The 19393-nt window shown below is 65.6% G+C and carries 19 protein-coding genes and 3 tRNA genes; 14 read left to right on the top strand and 8 right to left on the bottom strand.

Features of this window, described 5'->3' with window-relative positions; genetic code table 11:
• Positions 1–3 precede the first annotated feature (3 nt).
• On the bottom strand, positions 4–618 hold the full coding sequence (locus KTC28_RS09075; protein WP_216708604.1) for a ribonuclease D: 615 nt from the start codon (positions 616–618) through the stop codon (positions 4–6).
• Between KTC28_RS09075 and KTC28_RS09080 the strand changes: the two genes are divergently transcribed.
• Both KTC28_RS09080 and KTC28_RS23155 read left to right on the top strand, forming a co-directional pair.
• Positions 611–961, top strand: coding sequence for a hypothetical protein (locus tag KTC28_RS09080; RefSeq protein ID WP_216708605.1), 351 nt, complete (start codon positions 611–613; stop codon positions 959–961). The two genes, KTC28_RS09075 and KTC28_RS09080, sit on opposite strands and share 8 nt — an antisense overlap.
• Before the next feature lie 170 nt (positions 962–1131).
• Positions 1132–1986 (top strand): cold-shock protein, encoded by an 855-nt coding sequence (locus tag KTC28_RS23155; RefSeq protein ID WP_216708606.1) that lies wholly within the window; start codon positions 1132–1134, stop codon positions 1984–1986.
• A 103-nt stretch (positions 1987–2089) separates the two neighbouring features.
• Here the strand turns inward: KTC28_RS23155 and ubiA are convergent, their stop codons facing one another.
• Complete coding sequence (ubiA, locus tag KTC28_RS09090) at positions 2090–3019, bottom strand: 4-hydroxybenzoate octaprenyltransferase (protein WP_216708607.1); 930 nt, start codon at positions 3017–3019, stop codon at positions 2090–2092.
• A gap of 14 nt (positions 3020–3033) precedes the next feature.
• Here ubiA and KTC28_RS09095 point away from each other — a divergent pair, with 14 nt between their 5' ends.
• Positions 3034–3831 carry a 16S rRNA (uracil(1498)-N(3))-methyltransferase gene (locus KTC28_RS09095; protein WP_216708608.1) on the top strand — a complete coding sequence of 266 codons (798 nt, stop codon included), beginning with the start codon at positions 3034–3036 and terminating at the stop codon, positions 3829–3831.
• A 36-nt stretch (positions 3832–3867) separates the two neighbouring features.
• A complete protein-coding gene (locus tag KTC28_RS09100) occupies positions 3868–4980 on the top strand; it encodes a PDDEXK family nuclease (RefSeq protein WP_216708609.1) in 1113 nt (370 codons plus the stop codon).
• A gap of 27 nt (positions 4981–5007) precedes the next feature.
• Here the strand turns inward: KTC28_RS09100 and KTC28_RS09105 are convergent, their stop codons facing one another.
• A complete protein-coding gene (locus KTC28_RS09105; RefSeq protein WP_216708610.1) occupies positions 5008–6753 on the bottom strand; it encodes an N-acyl-D-amino-acid deacylase family protein in 1746 nt (581 codons plus the stop codon).
• A gap of 101 nt (positions 6754–6854) precedes the next feature.
• Between KTC28_RS09105 and KTC28_RS09110 the strand changes: the two genes are divergently transcribed.
• Positions 6855–8240, top strand: a complete 1386-nt coding sequence (locus tag KTC28_RS09110; protein WP_216708611.1) for a glutamate--cysteine ligase — start codon at positions 6855–6857, stop codon at positions 8238–8240.
• A gap of 14 nt (positions 8241–8254) precedes the next feature.
• Positions 8255–8722: a DUF29 domain-containing protein gene (locus KTC28_RS09115; RefSeq protein WP_216708612.1), complete on the top strand. Its 468-nt coding sequence runs from the start codon at positions 8255–8257 to the stop codon at positions 8720–8722.
• Here the strand turns inward: KTC28_RS09115 and rlmB are convergent.
• The 5 genes from rlmB to KTC28_RS09140 form a co-directional block, all read right to left on the bottom strand.
• Positions 8719–9471 carry a 23S rRNA (guanosine(2251)-2'-O)-methyltransferase RlmB gene (rlmB, locus tag KTC28_RS09120; RefSeq protein ID WP_216708613.1) on the bottom strand — a complete coding sequence of 251 codons (753 nt, stop codon included), beginning with the start codon at positions 9469–9471 and terminating at the stop codon, positions 8719–8721. The two genes, KTC28_RS09115 and rlmB, sit on opposite strands and share 4 nt — an antisense overlap.
• Positions 9472–9492: 21 nt before the next feature.
• Entirely contained in the window at positions 9493–10080 is a 588-nt protein-coding gene (locus KTC28_RS09125) for a DUF1989 domain-containing protein (RefSeq protein ID WP_216708614.1), read from the bottom strand.
• Positions 10077–10775: a guanitoxin biosynthesis heme-dependent pre-guanitoxin N-hydroxylase GntA gene (gntA, locus tag KTC28_RS09130; RefSeq protein ID WP_216708615.1), complete on the bottom strand. Its 699-nt coding sequence runs from the start codon at positions 10773–10775 to the stop codon at positions 10077–10079. The genes KTC28_RS09125 and gntA overlap by 4 nt, the downstream gene beginning before the upstream one ends.
• Positions 10776–10883: 108 nt before the next feature.
• Positions 10884–10957 (bottom strand) — tRNA-Gly (locus tag KTC28_RS09135).
• Positions 10958–10987: 30 nt separating this feature from the next.
• Positions 10988–11073 (bottom strand) — tRNA-Tyr (locus tag KTC28_RS09140).
• Between the two features lie 367 nt (positions 11074–11440).
• Here KTC28_RS09140 and KTC28_RS09145 point away from each other — a divergent pair.
• The 8 genes from KTC28_RS09145 (at position 11441) to rpoB (ending at position 19346) form a co-directional block, all read left to right on the top strand.
• Positions 11441–11516 (top strand) — tRNA-Trp (locus tag KTC28_RS09145).
• Positions 11517–11608: 92 nt separating this feature from the next.
• A complete protein-coding gene (gene secE / locus KTC28_RS09150) occupies positions 11609–11806 on the top strand; it encodes a preprotein translocase subunit SecE (protein ID WP_216708616.1) in 198 nt (65 codons plus the stop codon).
• Positions 11806–12348: a transcription termination/antitermination protein NusG gene (gene nusG / locus KTC28_RS09155; protein ID WP_216708617.1), complete on the top strand. Its 543-nt coding sequence runs from the start codon at positions 11806–11808 to the stop codon at positions 12346–12348. The genes secE and nusG overlap by 1 nt, the downstream gene beginning before the upstream one ends.
• Before the next feature lie 70 nt (positions 12349–12418).
• Complete coding sequence (gene rplK, locus KTC28_RS09160; protein WP_216708618.1) at positions 12419–12853, top strand: 50S ribosomal protein L11; 435 nt, start codon at positions 12419–12421, stop codon at positions 12851–12853.
• 4 nt (positions 12854–12857) lie between these two features.
• Positions 12858–13562, top strand: coding sequence for a 50S ribosomal protein L1 (rplA, locus tag KTC28_RS09165; RefSeq protein WP_439650117.1), 705 nt, complete (start codon positions 12858–12860; stop codon positions 13560–13562).
• Between the two features lie 352 nt (positions 13563–13914).
• Entirely contained in the window at positions 13915–14445 is a 531-nt protein-coding gene (rplJ, locus tag KTC28_RS09170; RefSeq protein ID WP_216708619.1) for a 50S ribosomal protein L10, read from the top strand.
• A gap of 57 nt (positions 14446–14502) precedes the next feature.
• A complete protein-coding gene (gene rplL, locus KTC28_RS09175) occupies positions 14503–14877 on the top strand; it encodes a 50S ribosomal protein L7/L12 (protein ID WP_216708620.1) in 375 nt (124 codons plus the stop codon).
• A 335-nt stretch (positions 14878–15212) separates the two neighbouring features.
• On the top strand, positions 15213–19346 hold the full coding sequence (gene rpoB / locus KTC28_RS09180; protein ID WP_216708621.1) for a DNA-directed RNA polymerase subunit beta: 4134 nt from the start codon (positions 15213–15215) through the stop codon (positions 19344–19346).
• Positions 19347–19393 lie beyond the last annotated feature (47 nt).

Below are 19393 nucleotides of genomic sequence, written 5' to 3' on the forward strand. Positions count from 1 at the left end.
CCGTCATAGATGCGCGAAAATGTCCGATTCGGCCCAGCCGGCGAGATCGAGGTCGGCGCGCCAGGGCAGGAAGTCGAAGCACGCCTCGGCGAGCCCGGTGCGCCCCTCGCGCGCCAGCCGTTCGCGAAGCACCTCGACCGCGCGGTGAAGGTAACGGACGTCCGATGCGGCATAGTCTTTCTGGGCGTCGTTCAGGACGGGTGCGCCCCAATCCGACGATTGCTGCGCCTTCGACACGTCGACGCCGATCGTATCGCGCAACAGGTCCTTGAGCCCGTGACGGTCGGTGTAGGTCCGGACCAGCTTCGACGCGATCTTGGTGCAGAACACCGGTCCGGCGCGGACGCCGAGATACGCCTGGATCACCGCGAGATCGAATCGGGCGAAGTGATACAGCTTGAGCCGCGCCGGATCGGCAAGGATGCGCTTCAACACCGGCGCATCGTAATGGCCCGCCGCGAATCGGACGAGATGTTCGTCGCCGTGGCCGTCGGCAAGCTGGATCAGGCACAGCCGGTCGCGCGCCGGATGCAGCCCCATCGTCTCGGTGTCGACCGCGATTGGGCCGGGAGCGAAGACGTCTTCGGGCAGGTCGCCCTCGTGCAGATAGATGGTCATCCGCAGCCGCCTAGCAGCGCGCGGCGCTCAAGTCACCCGCGGGGATGCTGCTTACGCGGGCAAGCATTACCGCAGCGCAGCGTCAATTGATGATGCGCTGGCCACGATCGCGCGTCTGGCGCTCGAGCCGCCGGCCGTAGCTGCGAAGGACGATTCCCGCGAGCAACGAAGCGCCTCCCGCCACGAGGACGATGAGGTGTTCTATGGCAAAATCTTCGACCGGACCGAGCATGTCGCGACCCTCATTGTGCATCGCAGCATAACATCCATACGCGACGAATGGTATATATTTTCTTATCTTTCAGCGGTTGCCGCCGCAAAACTTCGCACTTGCGGTCGTTAAAGGCGGTTGTCTATAAACCGCTCGCGGCGCGCGCGAATTTCGTATAAGGATTCGCTTGGAGCAGCTTGGCTTGTCCTGCATCCGGGCGTTCGTGCGGCTCCGGGCGTGACCGGTGGGAAGCCCCGAAACGATAGACGACAACGCGAACAATTACGAAAGACTATTCGACGATGAGCTTTGATAAACGCGGGCGTGGCCCCGGCCGTGGTGGCTTCGACAAGCGTGAACGCGGTTTCGACCAGTTTGAAGGTGGCGGCGACCGCTTCGGTGGCGGTGCCGGTGGTGGCGACCGTTTCGGCGGTGGCGGCGGCGGCGGTGATCGCTTCGGCGGCGGCGGCGGCGGTGCCCCGCGCTTCGGCGGTGGTGCCGGCGGCGGCGGCTTCGGTGGACGCCCGGCAGGCGGCGGCTTCGGCGGCCCGCGTCCGGCGCGCGACATGGGCCCCGGGATCAACCTCGGCACGGCCAAGGGTGTCGTAAAATTCTTCAATGGCCAGAAGGGCTTCGGCTTCGTTGTCCGTGATGACGGCGGCGAGGACGTGTTCGTTCACATCTCGGCAGTCGAGCAGGCCGGCCTGACCGGCCTCGCCGACGGCCAGCCGCTCGAATTCACCCTGACCGAGCGTAACGGCCGCGTCTCGGCGACCGATCTCGTCATCGACGGCGAGCCGATGCCGGTGACCGACCGTGCCCCCCCGCGCGAACCCCGCGCTGCGGGCGGCTTCGGCGGTCGCGACGACGGCCCGCGCGGCGGCGGCTATGGCGGCGCGAGCCGCGAGTTCGGCGGCGGATCGGGCGGCGCAGCCCCCGCTCCCGGCGGTCGGGTCGACGGCACGGTGAAGTTCTTCAACGGCACCAAGGGCTTCGGCTTCATCCAGCGCGAAGATGGCGGCCCGGATGCGTTCGTCCACATCTCGGCGGTCGAGCGTGCCGGCATGTCGGGCCTCGACGAGGGCCAGCGCGTGTCGTTCGAACTCGAACTCGATCGTCGCGGCAAGCAGGCGGCGATCAACCTCACCGCGATCTAAACACTAACCATTTCGTCAGGCGGGGCTGCGGAAACGCGGCCCCGTTTCTGTGTGTGCGGATCACATCGGGCTGCGTCCGAATCGCGGGGCCGACGAGACTGCTCTATCGAGTCGCGACGAACGCGCAGGCGGCGAAAATCAGGAAGCCTGCCTCGCGGTTGCTCCGGAACAGGCGAAGCGCGCGCGCCGAGTCGTGATCGCTCAGCGTTGCGACCTGCCAGCCGAAGTGCGCACCGGCCGGGAGCAGCGCAAGCAATCCCAGCGGTTCGGGCCGGGTGAGCCACAGCGCCGCTCCAGCCAGCGCGATCGTCGCGGCGTAGAAGCCCGCGATTCCCGAACGCGCGCGCTCGCCCAGCGCACGCGCGCTCGACTTGATTCCGGCCAGCGCGTCGTCCTCGATGTCTTGCAGCGCGTAGATCGTGTCGTAGCCGAGCGTCCAGCACAGCCCCGCCGCATAAAGCGCGACCATCGCCCATGACGGGTCCTCGACCGCGGTCCAGCCGACGAGGACGCCCCAGTTGAAGGTCAGGCCGAGCCACGCCTGCGGCCACCACGTGATTCGCTTCATGAACGGATAGGCCGCGACGAGGCCGAGCGAGCCGATCGCGACTCCCGCCGCAAGCGGGCGCAACGCCAGCAGCACCGGCAATGCGCACAGCGCAAGCACGACGAGCCACACCCACCCGCGCTTGACCGAGATCGCGCCGCTCGCAATCGGCCGCGACCGCGTCCGCGCGACCGAGCGGTCGAGATCGCGGTCGACGATGTCATTATAGACGCACCCCGCCCCGCGCATCGCCACCGCGCCGAACAGGACCAGCGCCAGCAGCCACCAGTGGCTGACGAGCCCGCCGCCCGCCGCCAGTCCCCAGCCGCACGGCCAGAACAACAGCCACGACCCGATCGGCCGGTCGAAGCGCGCGAGTCGCGCATACGGGCGCGCGGCGGCGGGCAGCGCGTCGACCCACGTCGATGGCGCGCGTTCGGCGTCGGGGGAGGCGGTATCGGCGAGTTTCACGTCGGGGGTGCCCATGCTACGCGCCACCCATGAGCGACCCCGCCGATCTGTCAACCGCGTCCCCGTCGACGACTGGCCCGTCGACGACTGGCCTTTCGACGACTGGCCTGTCGACGACCCCGCGCCTGTTCGTCGACCTCGATCTCGCCGGGGGCTGCACGATCGTCCTGCCGCCGCCGGCCAGTCACTATCTGAGCGGGGTGATGCGCCGCGCCGCGGGCGACAGCATCCGGCTGTTCGACGATCGCTCGGGCGAGTGGCACGGCGTCGTCGTCGAGCCGCACCGCAAGGCGATGACGGTCCGCCTCGTTGAACGCCTGTCGCCGCGCGAGACGGTGCCCGACCTGTGGCTGTGCGCGGCGCCGTTGAAGCGCGGGCGGATCGACTGGGTGGCGGAGAAGGCGTGCGAGCTCGGCGTCGCGCGCTTCGTGCCGGTGCTGACCGCGCGGACGATCGTCGACAAGTTGAACCTCGACCGGCTCCGCGCCCACATGGTCGAGGCGGCGGAGCAATGTGGCCGGACCGCGCTCCCGCTTGTCGTCGAGCCGATGACGCTATCCGCGCTGCTGAGCGGGTGGGAGTCCGACCGCGCGCTGATCTTCGCCGACGAGACCGGCGGTGCCCCGCTCGCCGCGACACTGGCGCAGACCCGCGCGCCTGCCGCGATCCTGATCGGCCCCGAGGGCGGCTTCACCCCCGACGAGCGCGCCGCGATTCGCGCCCTTGCGGCAACCGTCCCGGTCAGCCTCGGCCCGCGCATCCTGCGCGCCGACACCGCCGCCGCGGTCGCGGTCGGGGTGTGGCAGGCGGTGGCAGGGGACGCCTGAAGCCGTTAAGCGGGCATATTAATCGGAGGGTGGGTTGTGGCCAAAGGTCTAATTTATATGGTGGACGCGGGCGGCGCTTTAACCGCGATGGCGCCATCCGCACCACGTAACGAGGACTCGATGCAAGCGCTGGTAGCTCGGCATCCTGAACTGATTAGTGACGAAGACGGAGACTTGCTCTTAGTCCGCCGTGAGCAACCTATCGCTGACAGCATCGACGGCGCGGGTCGGTGGTCGGTCGACCACCTTTTCGTAACACAAACGTCTGTCCCAGTTCTCGTCGAACTAAAGCGTGCCGCCGATCCGCGTCTTCGGCGCGAAGTCGTTGGGCAAATGCTCGACTATGCTGCGAATGCGACGGCCCACTGGCAAGCCGGGCGTATTGCCGACGCATTCGCCAAAACCGCCACGGCGGATGGTCGCGAGCCTGATCTAATGCTTGCTGACTTTCTCGGCGAGGGAATCGATCCTGGTAAATTCTGGTCGCAAGTCGACGACAATTTTCGCAGCGGACGGATCAAAATCGTATTTGTCGCCGACGTCATTCCGAACGAACTCGCGCGCATCGTGGAATTTCTAAATGATCAGATGAGGGCTGACGTACGCGCAGTCGAACTTCGCTGGTTCGAAAGCGCAGCGACGGGTGTAACTGCGCTCAGCCCTCGTATTATCGGTGACACCGAGCGGGGCATTGCGGCGAAGGCAGCGCGAAATGCTCCCCCCGCGATCGAGTGCGATGAGTGGATCGCCATGCGGCTTGCGCCGTTCGGGCAACCAGCCGTCGCAGGCGCCAATCAGTTCGTTGACCTAGTTCGAGTGCTTGGCGGGCGGGCCGAGCCGTCGGTGGCGCAAGCCTCGATTATCGCGAGCTTCGAGGCGCGCGGCAAAACGATCTACCCGATGTTCCTTGTCGGCACTGGCGGCGGCCAGGTCCAGCTGGCGTTGGGCTACCTCAAGAATCGCGAGCCATTCAAGTCGGAGGAGTCGCGCCAGACGCTACTCGACCGTTTAACAGCCATCGTGGGGCCGTTGACGCAGCGTCCGCTGCATGGATTCCCCGCTTTCCCGGTAAGCGCGCTTACCGACGCAGCGATCGTCCGCGACGTAACCGAATTCTTGCGAGAACTCATCGTGCAGAGTCGAGGCTAGGATAATCGCGATGAGTCAACTTGGGCTTCATTCCGCCGCGAGTCGTTCGGCCGCCGCCGCACCGCGCGGACCACGCACCAGCCGCCCCGGCCGCGCGCCGGTCGGGACGCCCTCGCGGAACGTCACCACCCCCGACTTAATCGTCGCGACATACCCTGCGGCGCGCTGGAGCAGCCGCTTGCCGCCGGCGGGCAGGTCGAACGCGATATACGGCTTGGCGAGCTTCAATCGCTTGAAATCGATGAGGTTGAGGTCGGCCATCATCCCCGGCTTGAGCATTCCGCGATCCCCCAGCCCGTACATCGCCGCGGTATCGGCGGTCTGGAGCTTGACCGCCGCCTCGATCCCCAGCCGCGCACCGCGATGCCGGTCGCGGACCCAGTGGGTCAGCATGAAGGTCGGCGACGCAGCGTCGCAGATGACCCCGCAATGCGCGCCGCCGTCGGACAGGCTGACGACCGTCGACGGGTGATTGAGGAGTTCGAGAACGTGGTCGAGATGCCCGTCGGCGTAATTGAGGATCGGCAGATAGATGAACCCGCGCCCGTCGTCGGCCATCATCGTGTCGTACGCGACGTCCTCGGGCGTGCGGCCTTCGCGGGCGGCGATCGCGGCGACGCTGTCGTCGGCGGCGGGTTCGTAGTCGGGCTCCTCGCCGAGCGGGAACTGGATCGTCCAGCCGTGGAGGAGCAGGTCGACGAGAGCGCTGTCGATCTCCGGACGCTCGGCCGGGTCGGCGAGGAGCTGCGCCCGAAACTTCGGGTCGCGCAGCTTCGCGAGTTGTTCATCCCACGGCAGGTCGGCGATCGCCCGCCAGCTCGCGCGGGTGACGAACGGGTGCGCCGTGCCGCGCCAGTTGAGCAGGACGCCGGTGCCGCGTAGCGCGACCTGCGCCGTGACGCGCGCGCCCTCGGCGTTCGCCGCGTCGGTGCGTGCCAGCTGGTCGCGCCAGCCCTCGTCGTCGAGCGGCGACTGGAGCAGCGCGAAGCTGACCGGCATGCCCGTCGCGATCGACACGTCCTTCATCCACGCGAATTCCTCGCCGCACGGATTAAGGTCGGACGCCATTTCGAAGACGCCGTGGCCGGCGCGCGCGATACCTTCGCCGATCCCCAGCAGTTCGGCGCGGTCGGCGTAGGTGCCCGGGACGACGGTGCCATCGACCGCGCGGTGGAGGACGGTGCGGCTGGTGGTGAAGCCGAGCGCGCCAGCCGTCAGCCCCTCCTCGACGATCTTTGCCATGGCGACGATGTCGGCAGGCGTCGCCGCCTCGTTCGCCGCGCCGCGGTCGCCCATGACATAGGCGCGGACGGCGCCGTGCGGCACCTGCGTGGCGATGTCGATCGTTCGCGGCATCGACTCGAGCGCGTCGAGATATTCGGGGAAGCTCTCCCAGCCCCACGTCATGCCCTCGGCGAGCGCGGTCCCGGGAATGTCCTCGACGCCCTCCATCAGCCCGATCAGCCAGTCGTGCTTGTCGGGTGCGGCGGGGGCGAAGCCGACCCCGCAATTGCCCATGACGATCGAGGTGACGCCGTGCCACGACGACGGCCCGAGTTCGGGGTCCCACGTCGCCTGGCCGTCGTAATGCGTGTGGATGTCGACGAAGCCGGGGGTCACCAGCAGGTCGGTTGCGTCGATCTCCTCGCGACCCGGGCCGGTGACTTTTCCGACTGCGCTGATTTGCCCGCGGTCAATGGCGATGTCGCCTATAAAGGCCGGATCACCGGTGCCGTCGACGATCGTGCCGCCGCGAATGACCATGTCGTGCATCGTCGCTCTCCCAAGGCTTATTTTCCCGGCAGTATCCGCCCGAACGCGGGTTGAGTCACGATCAATTGCGCGCGCCCTCGCACCCCGCTAAGCGCCGATCCATGAGCAATCACACCGCCTCCCTCGCCGACGACGCGCCGATCGAAACCCGCGACCAATTGATCGGGGTCTTCGAAAGCGGCAGCAAACCCGCCGCCGACTGGCGCATCGGCACCGAGCACGAGAAGTTCGTCTACCGGACCAGCGATCACGCCGCGCCGTCATACGACGAGCCGAACGGCATCCGCGACCTGCTCAAGGGCATGGAAGCGTATGGCTGGGAGCCGGTGGTCGAGGACCATATCGACGGTCCCAACGTCATCGCGCTCAAGGGCCCCGACGGCGCGATCAGCCTCGAACCCGCTGGGCAGTTCGAACTGTCGGGTGCGCCGGTCGACGACATTCACGCGACCTGCGCCGAGTCGAACCGCCATCTCGAACAGTGCCGGGCGATCGGCGACAAGCTCGGCCTCGGCTTCCTCGGCCTCGGCTTTTGGCCCGACAAGACGCGTGACGAGCTGCCGGTGATGCCGAAGGGGCGTTACGCGATCATGCTCCGCCAGATGCCCAAGGTCGGCGGCCTCGGCCTCGACATGATGAAGCGGACCTGCACGATCCAGACCAACCTCGACTATTCGTCCGAGGCCGACATGGTGAAGAAGTTTCGCGTGTCGATGGCGCTCCAGCCGCTGGCGACCGCGCTGTTCGCCAATTCGCCGTTCACCGAGGGCAAGCCGAACGGTTTCCTGAGCTTCCGCTCGCACATCTGGACCGACACCGATCCGCACCGCACCGGCACGCTGCCGTTCGTGTTCGACGACGGCTTCGGCTTCGAACGCTATGCCGACTATGCGCTCGATGTGCCGATGTACTTCGTCTACCGCGACGGCGGGTACATCGATGCGGCGGGACTCAGCTTTCGCGACTTTCTCGATGGCCGCCTGACCCCGTTGTACGGCGAGAAGCCGACCGTCGCCGACTGGAAGGACCATCTCTCGACCGCCTTTCCCGAGGTCCGGCTCAAGGGGTATCTCGAGATGCGCGGCGCCGACGGCGGGCGGTGGGACCGGATCTGTGCGCTGTCAGCGCTGTGGGTCGGGCTGCTGTACGACACGACCGCGCTCGATGCCGCGTGGGACCTGTGCAAGGGCTGGAGCCATGCCGATCACGCCCGTTTGCGCGAAGAGGTGCCGCGGCTTGCCTTGAAGGCGGTGAGCCCGAATGGCGGCACGCTACAGGATCTGGCGAAGCAGGTCCTCAAGATCGCCGATGCCGGGCTAGCGGCGCGCGCCCGCTTGAACGGGGCAGGGGATAGCGAGCAGGGCTTCCTCAATCCCTTGCACGAAATCGCCGCGAGCGGGCTGACCAATGCCGACCTGATGCTCGCCGCCTACCACGGCCGCTGGGGCGGCGACGTGGCGGCGGTGTATGCCGAGGAGAGCTATTAGGCTATGCTGGCGGCATGAACGAGCATGTCGCCTTGAGGCCAATGGCGGATTCCTACACCGTCGACGTCCATGCCTGGACACAGGCGCAGGTCGAACTCCTTCGTGCCAGCCGCTTCGATCTTGTCGACGTTGAGAACATCATCGAGGAAATCGAGAGCTTGGGGAACGAAATCGAGCACGCGATCGAGAGCCATTTGGTCGTCGCGCTTGAACACCTGATCAAACTCGCGGTCTCCGCCGATCGAAATCCGCGGCGGCTGTGGCAGACCTCGGTGGCCAACGCCCGAGGGCAGATTGAGCGACGGTTGCGGAAAAATCCAAGCTTGCGCCGTAAGCTCCCTGCGATGTTCGCCGACGTATGGCCCGACGCACGACGACAAGCTCGGCTTGGTCTGCGCGAAGCCGAGGAAAGCTTTGTGCCGACCAATCCGCCGTTCACGCTGGCTGAGGCGCTCGATCCCGACTTCTTCCCCGGCGACTAACCCCGCCGCGCCGCCGCGTACAACGCGATCGCCGCCGCATTCGACACGTTCAGACTTTCCATCGCCGCCGTCATCGGCAGACGCGCGATTTGATCGCAGTGCAGAGCGGTATTGGCGCGCATGCCTTCGCCCTCGGCCCCGAAGACGAGCGCCGGACGCGTCTCGCCGAGCGCCGCTTCGATCGTCACCTCCGCCTTGCCGTCGAGCCCGATCCGCCAGAACCCGGCCTCGCCGATCTCGTCCATCGCGCGCGCCAGATTGACCACGCGCGTCCACGGCACGGTCTCGAGCGCCCCCGACGCCGCCTTGGCCAGCGCCCCCGACTCGGGCGGGGCGTGGCGGTCCTGCGTGACGATCGCCAGTGCGCCGAACGCCGCCGCTGACCGCAGGATAGCGCCGACGTTGTGCGGGTCGGTGACCTGGTCGAGGATCACCAGCGGCCGCCGGTTGCCCTCGCCGGCGGCGAAGATGTCGCCGAGCCACGGGTTCTCGAGCGGCTCGACCTCGAGAACGAACCCCTGGTGCGGCGCGTCGGCGGGGACCAGCCGCCCGAGATCGGAGGCATCGCCGTACTGGACCGCGAGCCCCTTGGGGATGACGATCTCCTTCGCCACGTCGTGGGTGACGTAGAGCTTGCGGAACACCCGCTCGGGGTTGTCGAGCGCGGCGAACACCGCGTGGCGTCCGTACAAACGGGGATAGCTGCTTTTTTGCCCGGCAGCGTTTCGGGGGTGCGGTCTTCGTCCCATCGCGATGGACTTAGCCGCGTCCTAGTCGATGCGATAGTGGATCGGCTTGAACGAATGGTTGTTCGACTGGAGCGCCGAGCACGCGGTCAACCCGATGATCAGGTCCATCTCGGCTTCGAAGACGGTGCGATCACCCGCCTTGCTCAACGGCGGCTCGACCGTCAGCGCGCCGGTGGTGGCGTCGATCGGTACGTTCATGAAGACGTTGAACGCGGTCGGGATTTCGTCGGGACCGATGCCGTAAGGCGCGAGCGCGGCGGCGAGGTTGCCGAAGCAGCCGCGATGCGGGTGGGTGTCGCCGTAGATGATGCGGAAGGTGTCGGCCGAGCATGGCGTCAGCAGAAAATCGTGGCGTCCGACCATGTCCTCCACGATCCGCAGCATGATCCGCGAGCGGTTCGAATACAGCGGGTCGCCGGTCGTCAGATAAATCTTGCTCGCATAATCGAGCGTACGCCCCGACGAGATGACCTCGGCGACATCGTCACGGTTGTACGCGAGGAGGTCGGCGACCTGTTCGCCGCGCGGGTCGATCACCGTCAGCCGCTGGCCGCGGTCGAGGGTGAAGGCGACGCCCGACCGCGGCGCAATCTCGTGGACATCGCTCATGCCGCGTCCCTTTCGCCGATTGGGCGGCTATCGAACGGGCACTGCCAGTCGTTGCCGACCTCACGTCCGCTATACTGGCGTGCCTCGGACATCTCGCCGTGGCGGGCGAGCATCGGGTTGAGCGAGCCGGCGACGGCGACGTCGCGGTCGAGGATCGCGGTCCGCAGCTTCTCGTAACGTCCTTCCTCGCGCAGCCGGACGAACTGGTCGTGGAGGTTGAACACCATCGCCGGGCGCTCGAAGCGTCGCGCCGGGCGGCTCGCGCCAGGGTGGAGGCCGACGACGAAGAACGCCTGCCCGCCGAAGCTCAGCGAGAAATGCGGGTCGTCGGGGTCGCCGCTGACGCTGAGGTCTGGAGCCTGTGCGAACATCGCGTCCTTGTCGGTCAGCGACTGCAGCCGCGCCCACAAGGCCGCCTCGAAGCTGGTCTCCGACAGGCCGTCGTCCTGCTCGAAGATGACGATGAAGGTCTGAAACAGGACCGGATCTTCGGCATAGCTTTTGGCAAGGTCGAGGATGCCGGGATAAATCCGGAGGTCGTCCCACGCCGAGCGAATGTCGCGCGCGACGACGATTCGCATCTGGCCGCGGGCGAGCGCCGACTTGGCGCCGACACATGGAAAATCCGCCGCACGGACAAATTCACGGAATCGTTCGGCCAGCGGGTGTTCGTCGTTGGTCGTTGGCGGCAGCATGGGGTCCCTGTTGGTCGTTTCGGGGACTCCATAACCTTACGATGAACCGATTGTTGCATCATGCGGTCACCTGACGCGCCGGCGGCACAGCCTGCCGGCCAAAAGCGATGGAGCGGGTAGCGGGAATCGAACCCGCATCACAAGCTTGGAAGGCTAGTGCTCTACCACTGAGCTATACCCGCGTAGCGCCACCTTAACACGATCGCGACGGCTGGTGGAGAGGGTTGGATTTGAACCAACGTAGGGTTGCCCCGGCAGATTTACAGTCTGCTGCCATTGACCGCTCGGCCACCTCTCCACACGCCGCAGCGACGTGCCCGCGGTCGAAACCGCGGAGCGCGGGGTAGTGGCGAAAGCGGTCGATGCTGTCAACGGCGCGGTTCACGGCAAGTGATCTGACGCACGCCATGAAATAAGCCTGTCCTACACGCCGACACTCTGCCTAGGCTCGGCGGATGAGCTTGACGACTGCCCCTTTCCGCCGCGCCATTCGACTGGTTCGAAGCGGGGAAGGTGCGTTTCATTCTTACGTGGCGTCAGGTTCATCAACTTCGTCAAGCTGGCCTGACACAATTTGCCGGGACGGGCATGTCCGACTCGGCCACGCCAATATCCCCTTGCCGCCGCGTCGCAGCTTCCGTATATGCCCGCCTCTCGGCACTCGCAGGAGTGTAGCTCAGTTGGTAGAGCATCGGTCTCCAAAACCGAGGGCCGGGGGTTCGAGCCCCTCCACTCCTGCCAGCCGGGGCGGTAGTTTCTACCAGTCGCAGGTCCGCAAACGGCGGGTTTGGGCTGGTCGTTTTTGTTTGTCGAAAAGGCGCTGAACGGTTCCGATGGCCAAGACTTCCCCAGCCGAGTTCGTGCGACAGGTGCAGGTCGAGACGGCGAAGATCGCCTGGCCGACGCGGCGCGAGACGATCACGACGACGATCATGGTCCTGATCATGACGACGGTGCTGTCGCTGTTCTTTCTCGGCGTCGATCAGGTCCTCGGGCGCGTCGTCAAGCTCCTCCTGAGCTTCGCCGTCTGATGTCATCGCGCTGGTACATCATTCACGCGTACTCGGGTTTCGAGAACAAGGTCCGCGACGCGATCGTCACCGAGGCAGCCCGTAAGGGCCTCGATGCGTTCATCGAATCGGTCGAGGTTCCCGTCGAAAAGGTCACCGAGGTCCGCCGCGGCAAGAAGGTGACGTCGGATCGCAAATTCTTCCCCGGCTATGTGCTGGCGAAGATGGCGATGAACGACGACATCTATCACCTCGTCAAGAATACCCCGAAGGTCACCGGCTTTCTCGGCCAGCAGAACAAGCCGCAGCCGATCACCGAGGCCGAGGCCGCCCGCATCCTCAATACCAAGGCCGAGGAACTCGTCTCGACCGCGAAGCCAAAGCTCAAGGTCAATTACGAGATCGGCGACCAGGTCAAGGTACTCGACGGTCCGTTCGCGTCGTTTAACGGCCTCGTTGAGGAACTCGATTTCGACCACGGCCGGGTCAAGGTGTCGGTGTCGATCTTCGGTCGCGCGACCCCGGTCGAACTCGCCTTCGAGCAGGTCGAAAAGCCCAAGTAATTCAAGGTCAACGCAGACTGTGGGAGGCGGGGCGACCCGCCGCATGCACCACATTTAGGAGAGTGCCACCGTGGCAAAGAAGATTACCGGTTACATCAAGCTGCAGGTCAAGGCCGGCAGCGCGACCCCGAGCCCGCCGATCGGGCCGGCGCTCGGCCAGCGCGGCGTCAATATCATGGAGTTCTGCAAGGCGTTCAACGCCCGCACTTCCGAGATGGAGAAGGGCACGCCGATCCCGACCGTCATCACCGTGTTCGCCGATCGCAGCTTCACCTTCGCGACCAAAACGCCGCCGGCATCGTTCCTGATCAAGCAGGCAGCGGGCCTCAAGGCTGGCGCGACGACGCCCGGCAAGGGTGCATCGGCCGGTTCGATCACGTCGGCGCAGATCCGTACCATCGCCGAGACGAAGATGGCCGACCTCAATGCCAACTCGATCGAGATGGCGATGAAGACGATCGAGGGCAGCGCGCGCTCGATGGGTCTCGAAGTGGTGGGGGGTTAAGATCATGGCCGCATCGAAGAAGCAGAAGGCGCAGGCCTCGACCATCGACCGCGAGAAGCTGTACGCGCTCGACACCGCGCTCGGCATCGTCAAGGCGAACGCCACCGCCAAGTTCGACGAGACGATCGAGGTCGCCATCGGGCTCAATGTCGATCCGCGCCACGCCGACCAGATGGTCCGCGGCGTCGTGACGTTGCCCAAGGGCACCGGCAAGACCGTCCGCGTCGCGGTGTTCGCCCGCGGCGCCAAGGCCGAGGAAGCCACCAAGGCCGGGGCCGACGTCGTCGGTGCCGAGGACCTGCTCGAGATCGTGACGTCGGGCAAGATCGACTTCGATCGTTGCATCGCGACGCCCGACATGATGGGTCTGGTCGGACGCCTCGGCAAGGTGCTCGGTCCGAAGGGGCTGATGCCCAACCCGAAGCTCGGCACGGTGACGATGAACGTCGCCGCCGCGGTCGAAGCCGCCAAGGGTGGCCAGGTCGAATATCGCGTCGAGAAGGCCGGGATCATCCACGGCATGCTCGGCAAGGCGAGCTTCCCGGCGGAGGATCTGCGCGCCAACTTCGACGCGCTGATGGATGCGGTCACCCGCGCCAAGCCGTCGGGCGCGAAGGGCAAGTACCTGCAGAAGGTTGCGCTCAGCTCGTCGATGGGTCCCGGGGTCAAGGTCGACACGACGACCGTTCCCGGGCACGGCATCGCTTAACGTTTAGACTGTCATCCCTGCGAAAGCGGGGACCCAAGGTCCGTAGGTTCGTGACTTTGGGTCCCCGCGTTCGCGGGGATGACAGCAAAGAGTTTTGGAGGCGCGTTGCCTCCGATTACCGTCCGAGATTGCAGGTGTCCGCGCCCTTAAAAGCAACGACTTAAGCCCCAAAAGGCCTGCATGAGACGGGGATAGTTTTCCGAAGGTCCGCCGTGCGGTGGTGTGCCTCGGGTCTGCCAGCAGTGGCGGATGACGACCCCTCGGGCGGGCCAACGGATGGCCCCCGAAAGGCCATCCTTAGGCTCAACTGTGCGTCGGAATGGTCCGGCGCACTATTGGCTAAGGAGAGAGCATGGATCGCGCTCAGAAATCCGAGCAGGTATCCAACCTCGCCAAGACTTTGTCCGAGACTTCGGTTGTCGTCATCGCGCGCAACCATGGTTTGACGGTGGCCCAGGTCACCGACTTGCGGACGAAGATGCGGGCGGCGGGTGCCACCTTCAAGGTAACCAAGAACCGGCTCGCCCGGATCGCGCTGGAGGGCACGCCCTACCAGCCGATCGGGGAGATGCTGACCGGCCCGGTGGGCTTCGCGACGTCGACCGATCCGGTCGCCGCGGCGAAGGTCGCGGTCGACTTCGCCAAGACGAACGACAAGTTCGAACTGGTGGGCGGCGCGATGGGAACCACCGTGCTCAGCGTCGATGGCGTCAAGGCGCTCGCGTCGCTGCCGTCGCTCGACGAGCTGCGGGCACGCATCGTGGGCCTCGTCCAGGCGCCTGCGACCAAGCTCGCGCAGCTGGTCAACGCGCCGGCGGGCAAGCTCGCCCGGGTGTTCGGTGCCTATGCGGCCAAGGACGGCGACCTCGCGGAAGCCGCCTGACCGACCTTCGTTCAACAATCAGACTAGGGGCCGCGGCCCCGTACATGGAGAACTACAATGGCTGACCTGCAGAAGATCGTCGACGAACTCAGCACCCTGACCGTGCTCGAAGCCGCCGACCTCGCCAAGATGCTCGAAGAGAAGTGGGGCGTCTCGGCCGCCGCTGCTGTCGCCGCCGGCCCCGCCGCCGCCGGCCCGGCTGCTGCTCCCGTCGAGGAGAAGACCGAGTTCGACGTCATCCTGACCGGCGACGGCGGCAAGAAGATCAACGTCATCAAGGAAGTCCGTGCCCTCACCGGTCTCGGCCTGACCGAAGCGAAGACGCTGGTCGAAAGCGCCCCGAAGGCGATCAAGGAAGGCGTCAACAAGGCTGAAGCCGAGAAGATCAAGGCGCAGATCGAAGCCGCCGGCGGCACCGTCGAGCTTAAGTAAGCTTAGGTCCATCGACGACTGGGAAAGGCGGCTCCGGCAACGGGGCCGCCTTTGCCATGTCGGCGGTAGAGATGGGCTGCGGGCGAGATGCCCCCTTCCCAAACGCCGTCCGCTTCCCTATATCGCTCTCTTCACGACATTCAGGCACATCCATTACATGGGCGCGCCGCCTTCCCCGTCCCCGGGTGATCGTCCGCTTTGCTCACGGATTGATCGAGAAATGGGGGCAGCGGACAGGACGAACGATGCTGACGGTGCGGTTCCCATCCGGGAATACGCACTTTTTCGCGTTGGGGTCATACCCGGCGTGCGACAAAAAGGGACGGCACGGCTTTATGGCTACCCAGGCAGTTACCCCCACCGGCACGAGCTTCACGACGCGCAAGCGCGTCCGCAAGACCTTCGGCACGATTCGCGAAGTCGTCCAGATGCCGAACCTGATCGAGGTCCAGCGCGAATCGTACGAGCATTTCCTCCGGTCGCGTCCTGCCGATAATTATGTCTCGGGCCTCGAGAAGACGCTGCGGTCGGTGTTCCCGATCCGCGACTTCGCCGGCACCGCCGAACTCGACTTCGTCCACTACGAACTCGAGGATCCCAAGTACGACACCGACGAGTGCCGCCAGCGTGGCATGACCTATGCCGCGCCGATGCGCGTCACGCTCCGCCTGATCGTGTTCGAAGTCGACGCCGACACCGAAGCGCGGTCGGTCCTCGATATCAAGGAGCAGGACGTCTACATGGGCGACATGCCCCTGATGACGGGTAACGGCACCTTCATCATCAACGGCACCGAGCGCGTCATCGTCAGCCAGATGCACCGTTCGCCGGGTGTGTTCTTCGACCATGACCGCGGCAAAACGCACGCGTCGGGCAAGTTCCTGTTCGCCGCGCGCGTCATCCCGTATCGCGGCTCGTGGCTCGACTTCGAGTTCGACGCCAAGGACATCGTCAACGTCCGCATCGACCGCAAGCGCAAGCTGCCGGTCACGACGCTGCTGTACGCGCTCAATTACAACAGCGAGGAAATCCTCAACGAATTCTACGGTCGTGCGACCTGGGTTCGCGGTGACGGCGGCTGGATCGTGCCGTTCGAGAGCGAGCAATGGCGCGGGACGAAGCCGAGCTTCGACGTCGTTAATGCCGAGACCGGTGAAGTCGCTTTCCCGCTCGGGACCAAGATCACGCCGCGACTCGCGCGCAAGGCGCAGACCGACGGCCTGAAGTCGCTGCTGATCCCGACCGAGGAAATCTTCGGGCGCTATTCGGCGTTCGACCTGATCAACGACAAAACTGGCGAGATCTACATCGAGGCGGGTGACGAACTCACCGCCGAGAATCTCGCCAAGATCGATCAGTCGGGGCAGGCGTCGATCGAACTGCTCGACATCGACCACGTCAATGTCGGACCGTGGATCCGCAACACGCTGATGGCCGACAAGGTCGAGGAGCGCGATCATGCGCTCAGCGAGATCTATCGCGTCATGCGCCCCGGCGAGCCGCCGACGCGCGAAACCGCCGAGTCGATGTTCTACGGCCTGTTCTTCGATCCCGACCGCTACGACTTGTCGGCGGTCGGCCGCGTCAAGATGAACATGCGGATGGCGCTCGACGTTCCCGACGACATGACCGTTCTCCGCCGCGAGGATATCCTCGAGGTCGTCCGCACGCTTGTCGGCCTCAAGGACGGCAAGGGCGAGATCGACGACATCGACAACCTCGGCAACCGCCGCGTGCGTTCGGTCGGCGAATTGCTCGAGAACCAGTACCGCGTCGGGCTGCTGCGCATGGAGCGCGCGGTCAAGGAGCGCATGTCGTCGGTCGATATCGACACCGTCATGCCAAACGACCTGATCAACGCCAAGCCGGCGGTCGCTGCGGTGCGCGAATTCTTCGGCTCGTCGCAGCTGTCGCAGTTCATGGACCAGACCAACCCGCTGTCCGAAGTGACCCACAAGCGTCGCGTGTCGGCGCTCGGGCCGGGTGGTCTGACGCGGGAGCGCGCGGGCTTCGAAGTCCGCGACGTCCACCCGACGCATTATGGCCGGATCTGCCCGATTGAGACCCCGGAAGGGCCGAACATCGGACTGATCAACAGCCTCGCGACGTTCAGCCGGGTCAACAAGTACGGCTTCATCGAGACGCCGTACCGCAAGGTTGTCGACCACAAGCTGACCGACGACGTCGTCTATCTGTCAGCGATGGAGGAGGCCAAGCACACGATCGCGCAGGCCAACGCCGCGACCGATAAGGACGGTAGCTTCACCGAGGAACTGATCTCGTCGCGTGAAGCGGGCGAGTTCCTGATGGCGCCGCGCAACCAGATCACGCTCATGGACGTGTCGCCGAAGCAGCTGGTTTCGGTCGCCGCGTCGCTGATCCCGTTCCTCGAGAACGACGACGCCAACCGCGCGTTGATGGGCTCGAACATGCAGCGGCAGGCGGTTCCCCTCGTCAAGGCCGAGGCACCGTTCGTCGGCACCGGCATGGAGGGCACCGTCGCCCGTGACTCAGGGGCCGCGATCGGCGCGCGCCGGACCGGCATCGTCGACCAGGTCGATGCGATGCGGATCGTCATCCGCGCGACCGAAGACGTCCAGGCGGGCAAGTCGGGCGTCGACATCTACACGCTGATGAAGTTCCAGCGCTCGAACCAGAACACCTGCATCAACCAGCGTCCGCTGGTGAAGGTCGGCGACATCGTCACCAAGGGCGATATCATCGCCGATGGTCCGTCGACCGAGTTGGGTGAGCTCGCGCTCGGCCGGAACGCGCTCGTCGCGTTCATGCCGTGGAACGGGTACAACTATGAAGACTCGATCCTGATCAACGAGAAGATCGTCAAGGAAGACGTTTTCACCTCGATCCACATCGAGGAATTCGAGGTCATGGCGCGCGACACGAAGCTCGGGCCGGAGGACATCACCCGCGACATTCCGAACGTCGGCGAGGAAGCCCTGCGCAACCTCGATGAGGCGGGCATCGTCTACATCGGTGCCGAGGTCGAGCCGGGCGACATCCTGTGCGGCAAGATTACGCCGAAGGGCGAATCGCCGATGACGCCGGAGGAAAAGCTCCTCCGCGCGATCTTCGGTGAGAAGGCGAGCGACGTTCGCGATACCTCGCTCAAGCTGCCGCCGGGCGTTGCCGGGACGGTCGTCGAGGTCCGGGTGTTCAACCGCCACGGCATCGACAAGGACGAGCGCGCGATGCAGATCGAGCGCGAGGAGATCGAGCGCCTCGACAAGGACGCCGCCGACGAGCGCGGCATCCTCGACCGCTCGACCTACGCTCGGCTCAAGGATGCCCTGCTCAACCAGACGAGCGCGGCGACGCCGAAGGGCCTGAAGAAGGGCGCGGTGATCGACGAGGAGCTTCTCACCAGCCAGCCGCGCCGCGAGTGGTGGAAGTTTGGTGTCACCGACGATGCCGTCCAGTCCGATCTCGAAGCGTTGAAGGCGCAGTGGGAGGAGGCGACGAAGTCGATCGAGGCGCGCCTCGACGACAAGCGCACCAAGCTCCAGGCGGGTGACGAACTGCCGCCGGGCGTGCTCAAGATGGTCAAGGTGTTCGTCGCGGTGAAGCGCAAGCTCCAGCCGGGCGACAAGATGGCCGGACGCCACGGGAACAAGGGCGTCATCAGCCGCATCCTGCCGCAGGAGGACATGCCGTTCCTCGCCGACGGGACGCCGGTCGATATCGTGCTCAATCCGCTCGGCGTGCCGTCGCGGATGAACGTCGGGCAGATCTTCGAGACGCATCTCGGCTGGGCCGCGCGCGGTCTCGGCAAGCAGATCGGTGCGATGCTCGAGGACATCTATGCCAAGGGTCAGGGTCTGGCGACGGCCGACACGAGCGAGCTTCGCGGCAAGCTTAAGTCGATCTACGGACCGCAGTACGACAGCGATATCGCCGACCTCAACGGCGAGCAGCTCGGCGAACTCGCGCAGAACCTGTCGCTCGGCGTGCCGATGGCGACTCCGGTGTTCGACGGCGCGCGTGAAGCCGACGTATCGGGGATGCTCGAATTGGCCGGGCTCGATGCCTCGGGTCAGGTCGAGCTGTTCGACGGGCGTTCGGGTGACATGTTCGACCGTAAGGTGACGGTCGGCTACATCTACATGCTCAAGCTGCACCATCTGGTCGACGACAAGATCCACGCGCGTTCGATCGGGCCGTACTCGCTCGTCACCCAGCAGCCGCTCGGTGGTAAGGCGCAGTTCGGCGGGCAGCGGTTCGGTGAGATGGAGGTGTGGGCCTTGCAGGCTTACGGCGCCGCCTACACCTTGCAGGAGATGCTCACGGTCAAGTCCGACGACGTCATCGGCCGGACCAAGGTCTACGAAGCGATCGTCAAGGGCGACGACACCTTCGAGGCTGGCATCCCCGAGAGCTTCAACGTGCTCGTCAAGGAAATGCGCTCGCTGGGCTTGAACGTCGAGCTGCAGAACCACGAGAAGGTCGAATAGGGGAACTAGTGTCCCTCTCCCCTTGAGGGAGAGGGACCGGTCGCCGC

Source organism: Polymorphobacter megasporae, from assembly GCF_018982885.2.
GTDB lineage: Bacteria > Pseudomonadota > Alphaproteobacteria > Sphingomonadales > Sphingomonadaceae > Polymorphobacter_B > Polymorphobacter_B megasporae.